Source organism: Pseudomonas sp. LTJR-52, assembly GCF_003691465.1.
Taxonomy (GTDB): Bacteria; Pseudomonadota; Gammaproteobacteria; order Pseudomonadales; family Pseudomonadaceae; genus Chryseomonas; species Chryseomonas luteola.
In genome coordinates this window covers 2,280,580-2,294,240 of sequence record NZ_CP033105.1, presented here as the reverse complement: position 1 = coordinate 2,294,240, position 13,661 = coordinate 2,280,580, and the positions used below count along the sequence as shown (strand labels likewise).

The window sequence follows — 13,661 nt, the reverse complement described above, 5'->3', positions numbered from 1 at the left end:
CAACGGGCGGGTTAGATAGTGTCTGCTCGGTAGGTAAATGAGCACGGCACGGTAAAGCTGGTGTCACCCTGGATAGCTCTAGCTACTGCAACAGGCGTGATGATCTGGACGATAAACGCACCCTTGCTTAGGCGGTCATTGAGCGGATACAGAGCGGCAAGCTCATCCGCCAAGGCTTCCCCTGCCCCGGCGCCCTTCCCTGCTGGGGTCACAACGCTGACCTGAAAGATGCCGGTGTATTCCCGATGCGTTCCGTCCAGCGTTTCACTGTCGGTCAATGCGGGAAGTGTGGCAGTCGCTAAGTAGGTCTCGCCTGCGTCCGGTGTGAAATTCTGGTTCTGATAAGCGACTCTGAGATTCTTGGTCTTGGCCCAGGCAGCAAGCCGGGTTTCCATTAGCGAGCGGATAATGCGATGGCTCATACCTGATTCAACCTTGCCGCCTCTCGGACGATCTGCTGGAAGCGGGCCACGGTCACTCTCACCATCCCCTGCGGTGCTTTTTGGCTGTGCCCATACTCAAGCTCGACCGCATAAGGCAGGTTGTTGACGATGTAAGCCACTTGGCCGGCAGTGAAGCTATTAGCCTCTGCCACTAGCCTGGATATGGTTTCAGCGCCGTCCTTGTCAGTGGTCTCCAACTGTCCCAATGCCGGAGCATCCAGATTGAACTGCCAGTTGCCGCGGAATCGGCCAGTGTCGACAGGAGACATGCGGATAACAGAGGAGCCGATCTCGATCACTATCGCTCGAATCGTCTCATCGATCGCGCCTTCCGCCTTCTCCGCCCATTCCCTGATGTTTAGGGCAAAGTTGGTTTCTCTCATAGCGTCGGCACTATCCTGACCTTTCCTTTGAGCGTTTCCTGCTGGATCTCGCCATTGGCTACCATCAGGCTGCTGTCTGAGTAGGTCTTGTACCGGACCACCACGCCTTCTTCCTCGTCTGCTGTGATACAGAACCGGACCTCTTTGCCACCGAGGAATACTGTGCTGCGGCTATAACGCTGGTAGTTTTCGTACCCAGGGTCGTCTTCACGTATCGACATTCTCATGATCTCACCTGCAGCGTGTAGACCAGCGGAGTACCAGCTGGGTTGGTCTCGTTAACGTTGATGACGCTATAGGCCTTGCCTTGGATGACTGCTTTGTTGGCTAGCTCAGGAGGCCACTGGAGGTCCTTGGCAGCGATCTTGAGCTTCTTGTCGCCCTGCTGGATCTGGGTGTTGTTCTGAAACTCAATGCCTTCATAGTCGAGCAGGATGCCTTGAGCTGGCTGCTCTTGTGCCACTCCATCACCCGTTGTGCCGGTCTCAGGATCGTATTCGCCTGCTTCGGTACGCTGGAGTGTGACGGTCTGGCCGAACTCTGCAATCAGCTCCAGGGCAACGTCGGCCATCTCATCGTAGAAAGCCATGCTATGCCCTCACTGCGAAAAGCCCGCGTCGGTCCAGGTAGTCGGCAAACTGTGTCTGGCTTGGCCGGTTAGGAGCCGCTGGAAGCAGCCTGCCTGACGTGTTGTTGATCTGGGCATACTCAACCTCTACCGCACCCTCTACGCGTTTGCGAATCACCGCGCCCTGCCGTGTTTCAGGTGGCGTCAGGTCATCCGCATGGATCTCGCCAGCCAGAGCTAACTGGCCGTAGAAGATCTCTCGCGGGATGTAATTTGAGCGCTTGTATGCACCGTCAACCTGAACACCCTCACGAGGCCAAGCCAAAGCCTGTTCCTCGTGAGTGCGTCGTCCCTTCCATTTCATGCCATTCATCGCAAGGGCGGCACGGCGCAGCAATGCTTCCTGAGCAGCTTCCTCAGCAGGAATGGTCACGCCGAACTTAGTGGCATATGAGACCAACTCCGCTGCTGTTGCGTAACTCTCTGCGTCTGGATCTCCGGCCCCAGATTCGATGATCAGCATGTTTCTTACTCCTGGTTAAGCAGTTGCAGCAGTTCGGCCTTAGTGGCCGTGGCACTGTACTCGATACCTTTGGCGTCAAGCTGGGCTTTGATCTGGTCTTTGGTCAGGCTGTCGCTTGAGGATGCTGCGGTACCAGTAGCTTCGTCAGCACCGCCGCCGTTGTTACGGGCCGCCGTCTCATCTACCGGAGTACGGGCCGTCTCTACGCCGCCGGTCTCGCCAACAGTCTGCGGTCCGACAGTGATATTTTCAGCCGTGCCGCCAAAACCCCAACGAGCCTTGTCATTCGGGTCAATGTACTTGTCTTTTTCGATGGTCATGCGGTTTCTCCTTTAGATCAGCCAGCCCCCGAAGGGGCCAGCATGGGATCAGGCAGATACAGTGGAGGTAACGAAAGCCAGCGGGACTTCCTTCCGGTTGAACTTGCGCTCCCAGTTGGTAGCCAAGGCCAGATCAGCCCAGCTAGCCGACACAGGACGGCTAGTGCCTGGGGTGCCGGTGATAGTAGTGGACAGGAAGGAGTAGCCCAGCGGGTGGATGACATAGTTACGGCGAGTCCACAGGGTCTCGGTACCGCCACCATTGCCACGATCCGGGGCGCGCTCGTACTCAAGGCCATCTTCGCCTGCCGGCTGCTGCTCTTCGTAACCGATGGCACCTGGGCCAAAGATCACAGACAGGTAGCGAGCTTCGGCACCGGTACCGATCACAGGCATGCCGTCGTCAACCACAACACGCATACCCTGGAAGCGGCCAAACTCTGGCACTTGATCCGCAAGCGGGGTGAAGTCGATCAGGTTGAGAATCTGCAGCTCAGTCTGTACTGCCGAGTGCATGGCAATCACGCTCAAGCCGCCCAGCTGACCGGAGTAGTCGCCCATGGTGGCCTTGGCACGGATGATCGAAGCCGCATCAATGGTTCCGGGCGCAGCTACAACCATGTCACCGCCGTTGTTAGCGACGTTGGCGTTGTAGATACCGATAACGCTGGCAATGGTGCGGCGCTGAGCTACACGCTGCCAGTAGCTGGTCAGGCGACCGGCGACGAACTCCAGCGGGTCCTGCTTGGTGATGTTCTTCACCAGATTCATGCAGTTCCAGCCTTCGTTCAGGTAGGCCGCACGCGCCTGCATGCTTGCACTGGTCACCGCCAGAGGTACTGCGATGTCGGTGTACACGTCGTTCGAGTAGTTCGACTCGATAGACGCATCCAGATCCACCCACCATGGAATGGTGAAGGTGTTGGAAGGGCTAGCCAACAGCTGAGCCATGTCGTTGTTCTGAACCAGAATGCCTGATTCGAAGAACGCGGTGCGCTCGGAGGTGTTTACGTTGATGTAATCGCGGAGTTCGTCGCGGAAGACCACATCAGAGAGAATGGTAGGCATTGCTTATTTCCTTAATGAGCTGCCGACTGCGCTTTCAGGCGCTCGTATTCGGCGGGATTGGTACGGCGGAGCTCTACTCGCTCCATTCCAGTTAGTTGATTGAAACTCTTTGCGGCCCCGCCGCTACGGCTACCACCGGCCCCACCGCCAGTAGCCTTGCTACCAACAATCAGCGGCGCAAACGCCGGATCGTTGATGAACTCGTTTTTCAATTCCTCAAGGGTCAACGCAGATGGCCGCCCGTCATGGTCAAGCACGACCGTAACCGGCTTGCCATCGCGTATTTCCATGCTCAATCTGGACTTGATGTGAGGAAGAAGCGCCCTTGAGCTGCCCTGAACCGCCAGTTCCGACGCTAGGCGATTGGCTTCTGAGCCAACAGTTAACGCCTGGATCTGAGCTTGCAGGGTGGCAAGCGTCTGCTCTTTCTCAGTCAACACCCTGGTGTGCTTCTCTTCCCAGGACTTTTGCAGAGCTTCGATATCACCTGATTTGCGGGCTTTCTCTTCCTCAGCAGCTGCACGCTCTTGCTCAGCCAGCCGCTCAGCCTCTTCACGACGACGCTTTTCTTCCTTGCGCTCGTTAAGGATCTCGTTCAGCTTGCGCTTGAGTCCCTCTGTCTCCGAGCTTTCAGGAATGCCTTCAATGGATAGGAAGAATTTCCCGTCTCTTTCGGTGTAAAGCGCGCGCACGGAGTCATCCAGCCCTTCCAGGCTGTCCAGTTGATATTTCAAGCTCATGGTGTCCCCCAAGGACGATTTGCAGGCCCAGCCCGCATAAAGAAAAAGCCCCGGAGGTCCGAGGCTTGGATTAAATACCCGCGCGCTCGAATGCCAAGGGCTCAAGTGCCCTCATCTCATCAAGCGTTAACGGTGAAAAATTCCTGTCCAGCTGGAGCTGAGAAAAGCGGTCAGCGCTCAATCCACCATCCCTGAACAGCTTTGCCCTTGCCTTGCCCAGCGCTTGGTCCTGAAAGCTCGCAGGCTGCGTTTTAAGCCACTCGTAATAGCTGAGTGATGCACTGACCTGCTTTCCACCTTCAGCGCCCTTAGAGGACCGTGTAGCGCCTTGGCTGAATAGCTTGCTGAACTTAGTGATCGGTACGATGGTTGACCGGCAGTTGATGTGGATCGGCGGCCTTGGCCCTGCATCAACCGGAAACCGTTGCCCGTCCAGCGTCTTGCACTGCGGAGTGGTCCGGCTGTCTAGGGTTGAAACCCATTCCACCTCAGTCACCACGTCACTATTGGCCTTCAGCGTCTCACTGCGAGCCTGACTGGCGACGTGCTGTACTGCCGTCCTGACCACTGCCGAAGCATTACGATCGGTGATAGCCAGAATGCCATCTTTGTACTGCTGAGCCTTTGTGCCTCGGATAGCCTGGATGATCTGCGTTGTGGTCTGGCCCTCGAAGAAGCCCTGACGTATCGCACCGACCACCCTTTGCCGTTCTGTCTGCGTCCAGCCTTGTATGAAGGCCTCCAGCAGCTTGCCGCCATCTACCCCTCTCACGCTCAAGGGATTGGTCAGGATTGCCGCCTTGATCGCCGCAGCACCGGGTAAGACCGCTTCGAACGTCACCGCTACTGAGGTATTGGCCGTAGCCACTGCTGCAGCATTATTCAGGCTGGACGCCTCGAACTGGGCTTCGTACATCGCAAGGTCAACTAGATCCAACTGCAGCTGGTCAGTGAAGCGGGAGAAGATACCTAGTAACAGGCTATCAACCTGCTCTAGCAGCTTCTCCTGCCGCTTGCGTGCGTACTCGGTGATGTCCGGGTCGCTCAGCTTTGCCCTGATCTTTCGATCCAGCTCCTTGAGGAAAGGGGCAAACTTGGCGACCTCATTGGCCTTTAGCTGCTCGAGTAGGACGGCATGGCGAACCGTGGCATCAAACAGCGCTGGATTCGCCGCCATTGTCGTCACCCTCGTCGTCTAAGTTTGGCCCGGGACTCGTGGTCTCAAGCTCGTCTCTGATCGCTTCGTCCTTCTTCTCAGGGTCAATCAGCTGATAATCACGCAGCTGACGCCAGAAGTCGGACTGAGGAATCAGCCCGGCCTGTACGCCCTTGATCAGGTTGGCAAGCAGGTTCGAGTCTATCTGTACGCGGACAAAGTTCTGATTGAGGGTGTACTCCATCTTGCCGGTGGCATTCATGAAGAGACCCATCCACTCCAGCACCTTGCTGTAGGCTTCGGATACGTTACTGACGACAAGCGATAGAACCGAATGCTCAGCAGCGTTCTCGTTCTGCTCCTGAGTTGCTGTCTTGGCTCCACTGCCCTGCTCGATCAGGCGAGCACCGAGAGCGATCATCTGCCGTTCTTTGGCGTCCATTGCCTCCTTGGCTAACGTGTTGGGCTGAGCTTGTAGAATGCCTGCAGCACCGCCTTGAGGAAGCAGCAGAGGCGCCCGAGATCCGAAGTAGATCCCGTTCGTTTCCATGTGATCACGCCACTGCTCATCAAGGCCTGAGATGAATACCTGCGGCTGACCCACTAGATAGGCGCTGTCTTCGTAGTCAGCACTGTTCCGGTAGTGGGCAATGTTCAGCTCCGCCATGTCGTATAGCGGGGCATCATCGAGATTGGCGTCGTTGCTCTGCGATCCAAGGAAGGTAAACGGAATTTCAGTCCAGGCAGCGCCGCGACCATCTGTTGGCTCACGAGCGTCGGAGATGTTCCAGCCACCCTCATTCCGCCATATCTCGACGGCATAACGTCCTTCATCGGTCAGCCTGAGCACTCGGTACTGGTCTTTGACCTCCTGACCGAAGCCGTCTGCAGTGTCTTCCTCGTATTGCTCCTTCAGAACCACAAGGGACAGGACGTGCTGACCACCGACCTGACGAGTACGCCAGTTGATGATGTCCTCGGCCTTGTATCCCGTTACCGTTGCCCTTATGCGCCCGGCCTGCATGTCAGCAAGCGATGCTCCACCCTCAATGGCTGGGTAATCTACCAACAGGCCATGCCGACCAGTCTCAAGCAAATGACCGATGACCGCCTGACTCTGCTGGTAGATGCTGACGCCTTGACCGTCGATGTCCTCGCTGACGTACTGGAGCAGAGAGGGAACCTTGAGCGTCGGCCATGTAGTGAATACCGCACCGACCAGACCGTTCTTTGTACGCCCTGTGGCGTTATAGAACACAGCACGAGCAAGGTAGGAGTCATAGCGCGCCTGGTTGGCCTCACTCTTGTCTTCAGGGTTGGGCCTAGGCAGGTAGTGCCACTTCTCGCCCTTGATCTTCTCCGAGCCTTTGCAAACGTCTCGCACGAGCCGCCAACGGCTAAGCGCGGCTGTCAGCTCGGGCCTTGTATATGTGACGTCGGACATCAGCGTGCAAATCCCATAGCAATAGTGGTGACAGGCTTGACGATCGGATAGTCCTTGTGGATGAAGTACCCACCGGCATCGTTCGCATGGTCATTGCCTTGTGTCTTGTCTGGCTCGCCGTTAGCAGCCCATACCTGCTGCTCTAGTGAGTCGGCATAGGTCGGGCACTTGTCGGCATTAACTCGGTAGCGGCGCTCACCCTGGGCATTGCAGAACATCGCATTCATGGCGTTGATGCGATCCTTCACCGGAGGGTTGCTTGGCGGCGCTATGACGGCAAAGCCTGCTTGTTTCAGCTGGGCTATGTCCGTTGTGCTGGCATTCACTGACTTTCGTGAGTCACCAGAGGCGTCAGGGTAAATCCTGATCTGCCGTGTGTTGCGATACTGACCATCGGCGTATAGCCAATAGCGTTCCTTGATCTTCTTGATCATATCGGGCGTGTCATAGCCGTTGATGATCTCATCCACAGCATGAGGCATACCCAGGCGCTTGACGTGGACGATGGCCGACATCTTGCCAACGTTGAAGTCCATGCCAATGAACAGGGGTTCTGCCGGCTGTATCGTCTCCTGCGAGGCGTTCAGCTTGCGGTCATACGTGTGGTAAATCGATCCAGACGTCAGGTTGACGAACTGGCCGTTCAGGTATGCTCTGATTAACTGCTCGGGATAAGACTCGAACAGTGAGGGAATGTAGTCATCAGGAAGGTTGAGTTCGTTGTCGTAGGTGCTCGCCTGGATCATTCCATAGCGCTGACCTAAACCCGGCTTCTCCCTTACCTGCTTGACGAACTGCTGATAGACGAACTTGAAGCCTTCCGGCGTTGTTGTAACGTCTACTCCGTTCTTCAGCCCGTCTACGTTGTAGCGCATACGAGCAATGATCTTTCGCCATGCCTGCTGAGCCTTAACCGCGGACATAACGTCCAGCTCATCCACAAGCGCATGACCAATCTTGAAGCCTACAATGGTTTGCGGCTTCTCCATGGATCTGCAGATGATCGTGCCTCGGTAAGCACGGCCACTGTAGACATGGATTTCGTGGTTGCTTTCCTTGATATCAGCTTTCAACCCCCAGTCATAAGCAACCTCTTCGAACGTAGGGTAGAAGATGTCGCGTATCTGACTGTACGTTGGAGCAAAATAGCCAGCGTTGACTCTGGGCCATTCCCAGAAGTGCTTGCAGGTCGCAGAGGATCCAACCCATGTTTTACCTGAGCCGAATCCAGCAACGAACGCCCTAAACTTCTGCGGCATTGCGAGGAACTGCGACTGCGGCACGTTCAGGTTAGGCTTCGGGGCGTCTCGCATCTGTTACTACCACCTCAACGCGTTGCGGCGGCGGACCTTCATCATCGCCTTCCAGCTTCTTCATGATGTCGGCTCGCTTGGCCTCAAGATCCCCGATACGACCCAACAGACGATTAATGATGTCTTCATATCCACGACGCTTACGTTGCCTCGTGATGGTTGAGCCAGCAGGGCCACTTGAGTCTGTGTCTACCTCAAGCTCGAGACCGTCACCATCTTCTGCTTTAGCCTGGGCTACCAGGGCCCGTCTAAGCTGAAGCTTGGCGATTTTGATGTCATCATCCAGTGTGCCTACGCCAATCTCATCCCAAATACTCTGCTCTTCGTCGGTGAGCGAGTCGGAATAGATGCCGTGTTTCCGAGCATTCTGGTTGCCGAAAGAATTTTTGGGGCCGGTACTTGTTCCGCCGTGAACACGGCAGCGGCCATTGGCCATTGCAGGGGCTTTGCATTTCCCACCGGCACGGGTTTTTGCCCCGCACTCATTGGGCATGAAATTCACCGCTTATGGGGTTTGTTTCGCGAAAAGGGCTATATAGATATAGCTCTAAATGAAAAAGGGACACATATGCTTAATCTTGATGAGTATCAACGCCAATACATGAATGAACTACGAATGCTCACAACTGATTTAGAGGGAAATGAGGTAATCGTAGGTCTCACAGTGGAAGAGTCTAAAAAGTACCTTTTACTAAACCCTCTCATGCAAGACAGCCACCAATCCGATGAGGAGGGGGATGAATACTTGCGACTCCATGAAAAACATGAGATTGCTCGACGCGAAATGGTGCTAGCGGAGAATGAGGCTCGCAGAAACACATCCCCTCGCCATTGAATGATTGGGCGGCTCTGCTTCTAGCCAGACCGCCCTACTCGATCACCCGCTGTATGAGTGCAACGCCAAAGGAGGCATGAACCTCCTCAGCGCCGTCGTAGAAAATTGCACTAGCACCCTTGAGCACTACGATCTCTGCAAGGACGAACTCTTCTGATCCATCGATGTAGTAGACCTTCCACTGTGTCATGGCCTTCACCCTCGGACAGGTGTCCATTCAGCCAGGGTCTTCTTGAACCAGGGCTTGAGCATTTCGCGTGTCTTGGCGTGATCAGCAGTGTCCAGATACATCTTCTCGCCGTTCATTGCACCATCACCTGCTGCGACCCATAGCGTTACGGGCACATTAGCCTTCTCTGCATCATCCAGAGCGACAGCGAGCGCTGCGCGAGCTGAATCGGTCGGAGGTATACCCGTCTCACCAATAAAGGATCGAACACCCTTGGCAGCGAAATACTTGTAGGCAGGCGTGAAGACCTTGGTTAGCTGATCAGTCGGGAAGGCATTCAAGTCTCCTGTCTGATACTTACCGCTTGAGTCATTGCTCAGGTCGCCGTATCCGTGCTTTTCGAAGATGAGGTTATTGGCTGGATCCTTAATGCTTCCTACGAACGAGGCGCTAAATTCAGCCCAGTTTCTTGCGCTTGCCCACCAGTTACCACATACGAATGCAGGCTTCTTGGTGACAGTACGGAAGATTGGCAAAGCGATGTTCAGGTCGGCTACAACCTTCTTTTCCATCTCTTGCCATGTGATGCCGTCAAACCCACCGCTAGACGGGTATGGTTCGTTGCCCATGCCGAAGCCCAGGACCATTGGGTCATCAAGGTCACGTGCGAAGTTGGCAAGGTGTAAACCCAGTTCTTTCGCTCCCCATCCATTCTTGTCATCGATGAGGATACGTTCCTGCACCTTCCAGCGATTACCTTGGCCAGCGGCTTGATTCGCAGCAAGCAATGCACCTGTCTGTTTTCCATTTGATGTCTGGTTTCGCCAGATACGCCAGTAGTGGTGAGGGTCGAAGATGATCCGTGCTTCACCATTGGAAGCCGCTCTGATCCATTCGTACCGCTCTTTAACCTTGGCCTTGAACGTCGAATCCAATTCGCACGTCTTGCTTGGTAGGCCAGTAGAGGTTTCAGCGACCATCGAACGCTGTAGATCATAAGGCCAACGGATGAGACGAACGCCCATCTCGCCAACCCAGTAGTCCACGTCTTTCTTGCTGAACCACTTGAAGTGGGTATTGGCCTCACCCGGCTGCACCTGAGATGCGTTAGGGTGAGCGCCGAAGTTCAGGCCAACCATTGGAATATTGGTCAGCTTCAGTGCTGTGCCTGGTACTGGAGCCGGATCATTGGCCGGTACGCTTGGAGTCACCGGGGCGGGTGACCCCTCAGACTTTGGGACAGTGAATACCACCGGCTTACCAGCCACCTTGCTAGGATCGAGCTTGTTACCTTCAAAGGTTACGCTGGTCTTATCATTGAACACTTCAACGTTGATGACCTTGCGGGTTGTGCCATCGCCGAGCGTTGCAGACTGGCCTATCTTCAGAGCCGCATTACTGGCTACTGAGATACGTGCAGCGTCGTCTGCTACCCATACGCCTAGGTTCCAATCACCTGTAGTTACCTGCTCATTAGGCCCAAGGCTCAAAGTGGTCATTTCTGCGCCACCCTCGGGCTCAGTAACCACGGGGGTTTCAGGGGTGTTAGGTACTGTTTTTGGGGGTGTTTCTGCACCACCCTTAATCACAGCTTCTAGCGCCTCTACGCGCTTCTCCAGCTCATTGAACTGGTCTAGGGTTGTTACCGTTACACCGGCCATGTGACTCTTCCTCGTTTGGTTGCCGCGCCGGACTACACAAACTCGGTCACTGGCCTATGGGTTATTGGTTGTTTCGGATTGAATCGTATGAACGTTCACAGGCACTGCCGGAAGACCTTGCTCGGTCAGCAATTTGAGCCAGCTCTCCCGCTCTTTCATCAGCCCTGCGGAGCAACTCGGCGAGCAAATCAGCGGTGTTGGCTCTTGTCTGGCTTCCGCTGGCAATACCGGTATTCGTGGAGCAGCTACGGAGGGATGCGGCGAGACGATCTGTTTGTTCGAGCAGGCGCTTACGAGTAGCGTCAGCACTACGAGCATCAGCCTGTTGCTGAGCCTTGATCTTTTCAGTCTCTGCACGGACGGTCTCTATATCATCTTGGTTGCGCTGCTCTTTCTCTCGCGCCGTTCTCTCTTCCTGCGCCCTGAGCGTTGCTTGCGCGGCCTGGGCGTCACTCTGCTGCTTTTCCCACTTGGCATTGGTTACGTTCACTCCATGCCGATAGGCTCCAAATAGGCAGCCAAGCGCGATGGCTAAGACTATTGCCCATTTCCAGAGGATGTTCACGCAAGCGAGCCTCCTGCCTGCTTATAGGCTGCAACGAGGTTTTCCATTCGGTGTTCAGGTTGTCCGTATCCAGCTCCAGGCAGCGATGCCCAGATGTTCCGACACTTGTAGATAGCTTCTTCAAAGTGTCCGGACTGAATGTGTCTGTATGCGCCCTGCTCTTTCAATTGCTGGATTGCGTACAAGTCCTGATTGATCGGGCCGAAGTCTTGAAGGTTGAGTTTGGCTTTGTAGTGCGGCCAGTAGCGGTACAGGATCTGGTATCTACCAGCGGCCGTTGAGTTCAATGGCTTGTAGTAGATATTTGGGTGATCGCTGTAGTCCCGCATAAGGATCAGCTTGTTAGGCGTTGAGCCAACCAACACACGGTATCCGTCATCGGTTGACGCATCGGCAAGCATCGCTTTACCAATCTCACTAAATGCAATGGTGTCTAGAAAGGCGATGACGTTTTCACCGCCTGCCTTGTCTGCGGTGATACGCGCCATGATTCTTCCTACTGAACGGGTTGCACTTTCTGGACGGCTTCAGAGGCTTTATCAGCGGCCTCGTTAGCCTTGCTTGCTGCCTGATCAGCCTTCTCTACCGCCGTATGGACAGTGGTGGAAAGCTGTCTGCTTAAGATTTGGTTCTGATCGATAAGCTCGCGGATACGCTTGACGCGTAGTGCGTCTTGGCGCTCGTAGGATTCGGAAAGAATGCGAACGGTTGTACTGGTGTTTGCAGCGTTGTATTGGCTTCCAGCCATGAAGCAGGCAATGCCTACAGCCGCTAAAAGAACCCAACTGCCGTGATGATCCCACCAGCGCCGAGTCTTTCCCTGTCTACGTATAAGCTCTGCGTCGGTCATTAGGGGTTCCTCTTGAGAAGCTCTGCCTTTAGTTCGGCTATCTCTTCCGTGAGGTACGTGATGTTTAGTTCCATCTTGGCGTTTGCAGCCTTGATATCGGCGAATTCTCGAATCAGGGCATTGTTCTGCTGCCTGGACTCCTCAAGAAGTCGCTGCACCTCGTCCCTGTGCGCCTTGGTCTCTTTATGAGCCTCGCGCTCTTGTGCCAGGGCATCGAGTATTTTTTCGCTTTCTTTTCCTTTGCCGCTTTTTTCCCACCAGCCCTTGAAGATGAACCCGCCTGCAAACATGACGGCGACGATTCCCCAAGCGATCCATTCGGATAGCCCAGCATTAGGCCCCGGAGGTGGCGGCAGATTTGTTGGCATCAGCCTTCTCCGGTTGAGGTGATGAATTAATTGGCCAGTACGTCGGCCAGCGCTCTGTCACGGCATGGGGCCTTATTCCACAAAGGAGGCACGCATGGGACTAAATAGGGCCTTATTTCAGGCAATAAAAAACCCGCCACTGAGGACGGGTTCTTCGATGTAAAATAGTTGCGATGCGTTGAAATGCACGAAACCGCAGGTTATATATTTATACGATCACTCGATCAGTATTGCAAGCGTCCTCAAGAATAAATTTGTGGATTCCATGATTTGCATACTCGCCATGCGCTAGCTCACGAGCGGCTCGAACAGCCTGAATGGCTTCCTCCTTGGTCTTGTAGCGCTTCATGAATACTGGCCGTCTTTCTATTGCAACCTGGGCAGTCCAAGTCTTACTCGCCTCGCAGTAGCTAACACCTTTCACTCCAGACTTATTGTGAGAAGGTTTTTGCGAGTTATGAACGTTCTGTGCGGCCGTAACTTCTCGCAGATTACTTATCGCATTGTTTAGCCTGTCACCATCGATATGGTCGAGTGCCATGTCGGGGAATTTCCCATACACATACAGCCATGCCAGTCTGTGCACCAGATATCTCTTCCCCATGATCTGCATGGAAGCATATCCCGTATCGGTCTTTGTGGTGCCAACCAGAACCCATTTATACCCTTTGCGCTTTGTCCCAACTCTCTTCTCGAACACTCCTGCCAAGGGACTGTAATGAAACTTCGCCTTCAATTGCTCTTGAGTGATCATCAAGCAGCCTCCTTGAAGATCATTCCAGCGTCGTCCAACAGCAAGCCAGCCCTCTTGTAGGCTTCTGTAAGTGTGTTTTCTAGCCAGCGATTAGTCTGTCCCCTCCATCTGCGCAAGGTGCTTTCAGGAGTGCCGTCAGTATCCCAAGTGTGCAATTGGTAGAACGACTCCTTTACTCGTCTCCGCTGCTTAGGCACAGCCCAGGCGAACACCGCCTTCGTGATGAATAGCCTATGCGCGGGGCTTTCTGCCCGAGGAATCAGATAACGGATAGCCGCATCCACTTCCATGTAGTTGAGGGAATATTTTGCAGACAGAATCGCCCAATGGAGTTCGCTCAACTCTCTGTGAAGGAGCGCTCTTGCCATGCTGTCCTGGGTAAGCTGATCGAATCTATCGAGAGGGCAAGGATTATCGCTGCGCCCTTCCTCGTAACCCGACTCATACTTATTCTGCCAGTCAGATTTGGCATGGAGGCTTATCGCGTCCACGGTCATAGCT

Annotated in this window: 20 protein-coding genes; all 20 read right to left on the bottom strand. The window is 54.6% G+C overall.

The window, feature by feature from the left end:
- Positions 1 to 11 precede the first annotated feature (11 nt).
- The 20 genes from EAW52_RS10890 to EAW52_RS10790 all read right to left on the bottom strand — a co-directional run bounded on the left by EAW52_RS10890 (position 12) and on the right by EAW52_RS10790 (position 13,657).
- Positions 12 to 422 (bottom strand): phage tail terminator-like protein, encoded by a 411-nt coding sequence (locus tag EAW52_RS10890; RefSeq protein WP_122042414.1) that lies wholly within the window; start codon positions 420 to 422, stop codon positions 12 to 14.
- Positions 419 to 826, bottom strand: a complete 408-nt coding sequence (locus EAW52_RS10885; RefSeq protein WP_122042413.1) for an HK97 gp10 family phage protein — start codon at positions 824 to 826, stop codon at positions 419 to 421. Before EAW52_RS10885 ends, EAW52_RS10890 begins: the two co-directional genes overlap by 4 nt.
- Positions 823 to 1,053, bottom strand: coding sequence for a hypothetical protein (locus tag EAW52_RS10880; RefSeq protein WP_122042412.1), 231 nt, complete (start codon positions 1,051 to 1,053; stop codon positions 823 to 825). The genes EAW52_RS10885 and EAW52_RS10880 overlap by 4 nt, the downstream gene beginning before the upstream one ends.
- Entirely contained in the window at positions 1,050 to 1,415 is a 366-nt protein-coding gene (locus EAW52_RS10875; RefSeq protein ID WP_122042411.1) for a hypothetical protein, read from the bottom strand. Before EAW52_RS10875 ends, EAW52_RS10880 begins: the two co-directional genes overlap by 4 nt.
- 1 nt (position 1,416) lies before the next feature.
- Positions 1,417 to 1,917: a DnaT-like ssDNA-binding protein gene (locus EAW52_RS10870; RefSeq protein ID WP_122042410.1), complete on the bottom strand. Its 501-nt coding sequence runs from the start codon at positions 1,915 to 1,917 to the stop codon at positions 1,417 to 1,419.
- Between the two features lie 5 nt (positions 1,918 to 1,922).
- Positions 1,923 to 2,237, bottom strand: a complete 315-nt coding sequence (locus EAW52_RS10865; RefSeq protein ID WP_122042409.1) for a hypothetical protein — start codon at positions 2,235 to 2,237, stop codon at positions 1,923 to 1,925.
- 48 nt (positions 2,238 to 2,285) lie between these two features.
- Positions 2,286 to 3,305, bottom strand: a complete 1,020-nt coding sequence (locus EAW52_RS10860) for a coat protein (RefSeq protein WP_122042408.1) — start codon at positions 3,303 to 3,305, stop codon at positions 2,286 to 2,288.
- Positions 3,306 to 3,316: 11 nt separating this feature from the next.
- Positions 3,317 to 4,045, bottom strand: a complete 729-nt coding sequence (locus EAW52_RS10855) for a hypothetical protein (protein ID WP_122042407.1) — start codon at positions 4,043 to 4,045, stop codon at positions 3,317 to 3,319.
- 70 nt (positions 4,046 to 4,115) lie between these two features.
- On the bottom strand, positions 4,116 to 5,222 hold the full coding sequence (locus EAW52_RS10850; protein ID WP_122042406.1) for a minor capsid protein: 1,107 nt from the start codon (positions 5,220 to 5,222) through the stop codon (positions 4,116 to 4,118).
- A complete protein-coding gene (locus EAW52_RS10845; protein ID WP_122042405.1) occupies positions 5,197 to 6,645 on the bottom strand; it encodes a DUF4055 domain-containing protein in 1,449 nt (482 codons plus the stop codon). The genes EAW52_RS10850 and EAW52_RS10845 overlap by 26 nt, the downstream gene beginning before the upstream one ends.
- Positions 6,645 to 7,958 carry a terminase large subunit domain-containing protein gene (locus EAW52_RS10840; protein WP_122042404.1) on the bottom strand — a complete coding sequence of 438 codons (1,314 nt, stop codon included), beginning with the start codon at positions 7,956 to 7,958 and terminating at the stop codon, positions 6,645 to 6,647. The genes EAW52_RS10845 and EAW52_RS10840 overlap by 1 nt, the downstream gene beginning before the upstream one ends.
- A complete protein-coding gene (locus EAW52_RS10835; RefSeq protein ID WP_122042403.1) occupies positions 7,936 to 8,451 on the bottom strand; it encodes an HGGxSTG domain-containing protein in 516 nt (171 codons plus the stop codon). Before EAW52_RS10835 ends, EAW52_RS10840 begins: the two co-directional genes overlap by 23 nt.
- A 376-nt stretch (positions 8,452 to 8,827) precedes the next feature.
- Positions 8,828 to 8,983: a hypothetical protein gene (locus EAW52_RS10825; RefSeq protein ID WP_162997619.1), complete on the bottom strand. Its 156-nt coding sequence runs from the start codon at positions 8,981 to 8,983 to the stop codon at positions 8,828 to 8,830.
- Between the two features lie 5 nt (positions 8,984 to 8,988).
- The gene (locus EAW52_RS10820) at positions 8,989 to 10,623 is read right to left on the bottom strand and encodes a cellulase family glycosylhydrolase (protein WP_122042400.1); all 1,635 of its coding nucleotides are present in this window, start codon (positions 10,621 to 10,623) and stop codon (positions 8,989 to 8,991) included.
- Between the two features lie 61 nt (positions 10,624 to 10,684).
- Entirely contained in the window at positions 10,685 to 11,188 is a 504-nt protein-coding gene (locus EAW52_RS10815; RefSeq protein ID WP_122042399.1) for a DUF2514 domain-containing protein, read from the bottom strand.
- Positions 11,185 to 11,676 carry a glycoside hydrolase family 104 protein gene (locus EAW52_RS10810; protein ID WP_122042398.1) on the bottom strand — a complete coding sequence of 164 codons (492 nt, stop codon included), beginning with the start codon at positions 11,674 to 11,676 and terminating at the stop codon, positions 11,185 to 11,187. Before EAW52_RS10810 ends, EAW52_RS10815 begins: the two co-directional genes overlap by 4 nt.
- An 8-nt stretch (positions 11,677 to 11,684) precedes the next feature.
- A complete protein-coding gene (locus tag EAW52_RS10805; RefSeq protein WP_122042397.1) occupies positions 11,685 to 12,038 on the bottom strand; it encodes an alanine-zipper protein in 354 nt (117 codons plus the stop codon).
- The gene (locus EAW52_RS10800; RefSeq protein ID WP_122042396.1) at positions 12,038 to 12,406 is read right to left on the bottom strand and encodes a hypothetical protein; all 369 of its coding nucleotides are present in this window, start codon (positions 12,404 to 12,406) and stop codon (positions 12,038 to 12,040) included. The genes EAW52_RS10805 and EAW52_RS10800 overlap by 1 nt, the downstream gene beginning before the upstream one ends.
- A gap of 208 nt (positions 12,407 to 12,614) precedes the next feature.
- On the bottom strand, positions 12,615 to 13,160 hold the full coding sequence (locus EAW52_RS10795; protein WP_122042395.1) for an HNH endonuclease: 546 nt from the start codon (positions 13,158 to 13,160) through the stop codon (positions 12,615 to 12,617).
- The gene (locus EAW52_RS10790; protein WP_122042394.1) at positions 13,160 to 13,657 is read right to left on the bottom strand and encodes a hypothetical protein; all 498 of its coding nucleotides are present in this window, start codon (positions 13,655 to 13,657) and stop codon (positions 13,160 to 13,162) included. The genes EAW52_RS10795 and EAW52_RS10790 overlap by 1 nt, the downstream gene beginning before the upstream one ends.
- Positions 13,658 to 13,661 lie beyond the last annotated feature (4 nt).

Bases quoted from the DNA above. Each gene is read 5' to 3' on its own strand.
- EAW52_RS10885 (WP_122042413.1), bottom strand. From the start codon at position 826: ATGAGAGAAACCAACTTTGCCCTAAACATCAGGGAATGGGCGGAGAAG.
- EAW52_RS10845 (WP_122042405.1), bottom strand. From the start codon at position 6,645: ATGTCCGACGTCACATATACAAGGCCCGAGCTGACAGCCGCGCTTAGC.
- EAW52_RS10810 (WP_122042398.1), bottom strand. From the start codon at position 11,676: ATGGCGCGTATCACCGCAGACAAGGCAGGCGGTGAAAACGTCATCGCC.
- EAW52_RS10840 (WP_122042404.1), bottom strand. From the start codon at position 7,958: ATGCGAGACGCCCCGAAGCCTAACCTGAACGTGCCGCAGTCGCAGTTC.
- EAW52_RS10860 (WP_122042408.1), bottom strand. From the start codon at position 3,305: ATGCCTACCATTCTCTCTGATGTGGTCTTCCGCGACGAACTCCGCGAT.
- EAW52_RS10790 (WP_122042394.1), bottom strand. From the start codon at position 13,657: ATGACCGTGGACGCGATAAGCCTCCATGCCAAATCTGACTGGCAGAAT.
- EAW52_RS10855 (WP_122042407.1), bottom strand. From the start codon at position 4,045: ATGAGCTTGAAATATCAACTGGACAGCCTGGAAGGGCTGGATGACTCC.
- EAW52_RS10875 (WP_122042411.1), bottom strand. From the start codon at position 1,415: ATGGCTTTCTACGATGAGATGGCCGACGTTGCCCTGGAGCTGATTGCA.
- EAW52_RS10870 (WP_122042410.1), bottom strand. From the start codon at position 1,917: ATGCTGATCATCGAATCTGGGGCCGGAGATCCAGACGCAGAGAGTTAC.
- EAW52_RS10890 (WP_122042414.1), bottom strand. From the start codon at position 422: ATGAGCCATCGCATTATCCGCTCGCTAATGGAAACCCGGCTTGCTGCC.
- EAW52_RS10865 (WP_122042409.1), bottom strand. From the start codon at position 2,237: ATGACCATCGAAAAAGACAAGTACATTGACCCGAATGACAAGGCTCGT.
- EAW52_RS10795 (WP_122042395.1), bottom strand. From the start codon at position 13,160: ATGATCACTCAAGAGCAATTGAAGGCGAAGTTTCATTACAGTCCCTTG.
- EAW52_RS10825 (WP_162997619.1), bottom strand. From the start codon at position 8,983: ATGACACAGTGGAAGGTCTACTACATCGATGGATCAGAAGAGTTCGTC.
- EAW52_RS10800 (WP_122042396.1), bottom strand. From the start codon at position 12,406: ATGCCAACAAATCTGCCGCCACCTCCGGGGCCTAATGCTGGGCTATCC.
- EAW52_RS10805 (WP_122042397.1), bottom strand. From the start codon at position 12,038: ATGACCGACGCAGAGCTTATACGTAGACAGGGAAAGACTCGGCGCTGG.
- EAW52_RS10820 (WP_122042400.1), bottom strand. From the start codon at position 10,623: ATGGCCGGTGTAACGGTAACAACCCTAGACCAGTTCAATGAGCTGGAG.
- EAW52_RS10835 (WP_122042403.1), bottom strand. From the start codon at position 8,451: ATGCCCAATGAGTGCGGGGCAAAAACCCGTGCCGGTGGGAAATGCAAA.
- EAW52_RS10880 (WP_122042412.1), bottom strand. From the start codon at position 1,053: ATGAGAATGTCGATACGTGAAGACGACCCTGGGTACGAAAACTACCAG.
- EAW52_RS10850 (WP_122042406.1), bottom strand. From the start codon at position 5,222: ATGGCGGCGAATCCAGCGCTGTTTGATGCCACGGTTCGCCATGCCGTC.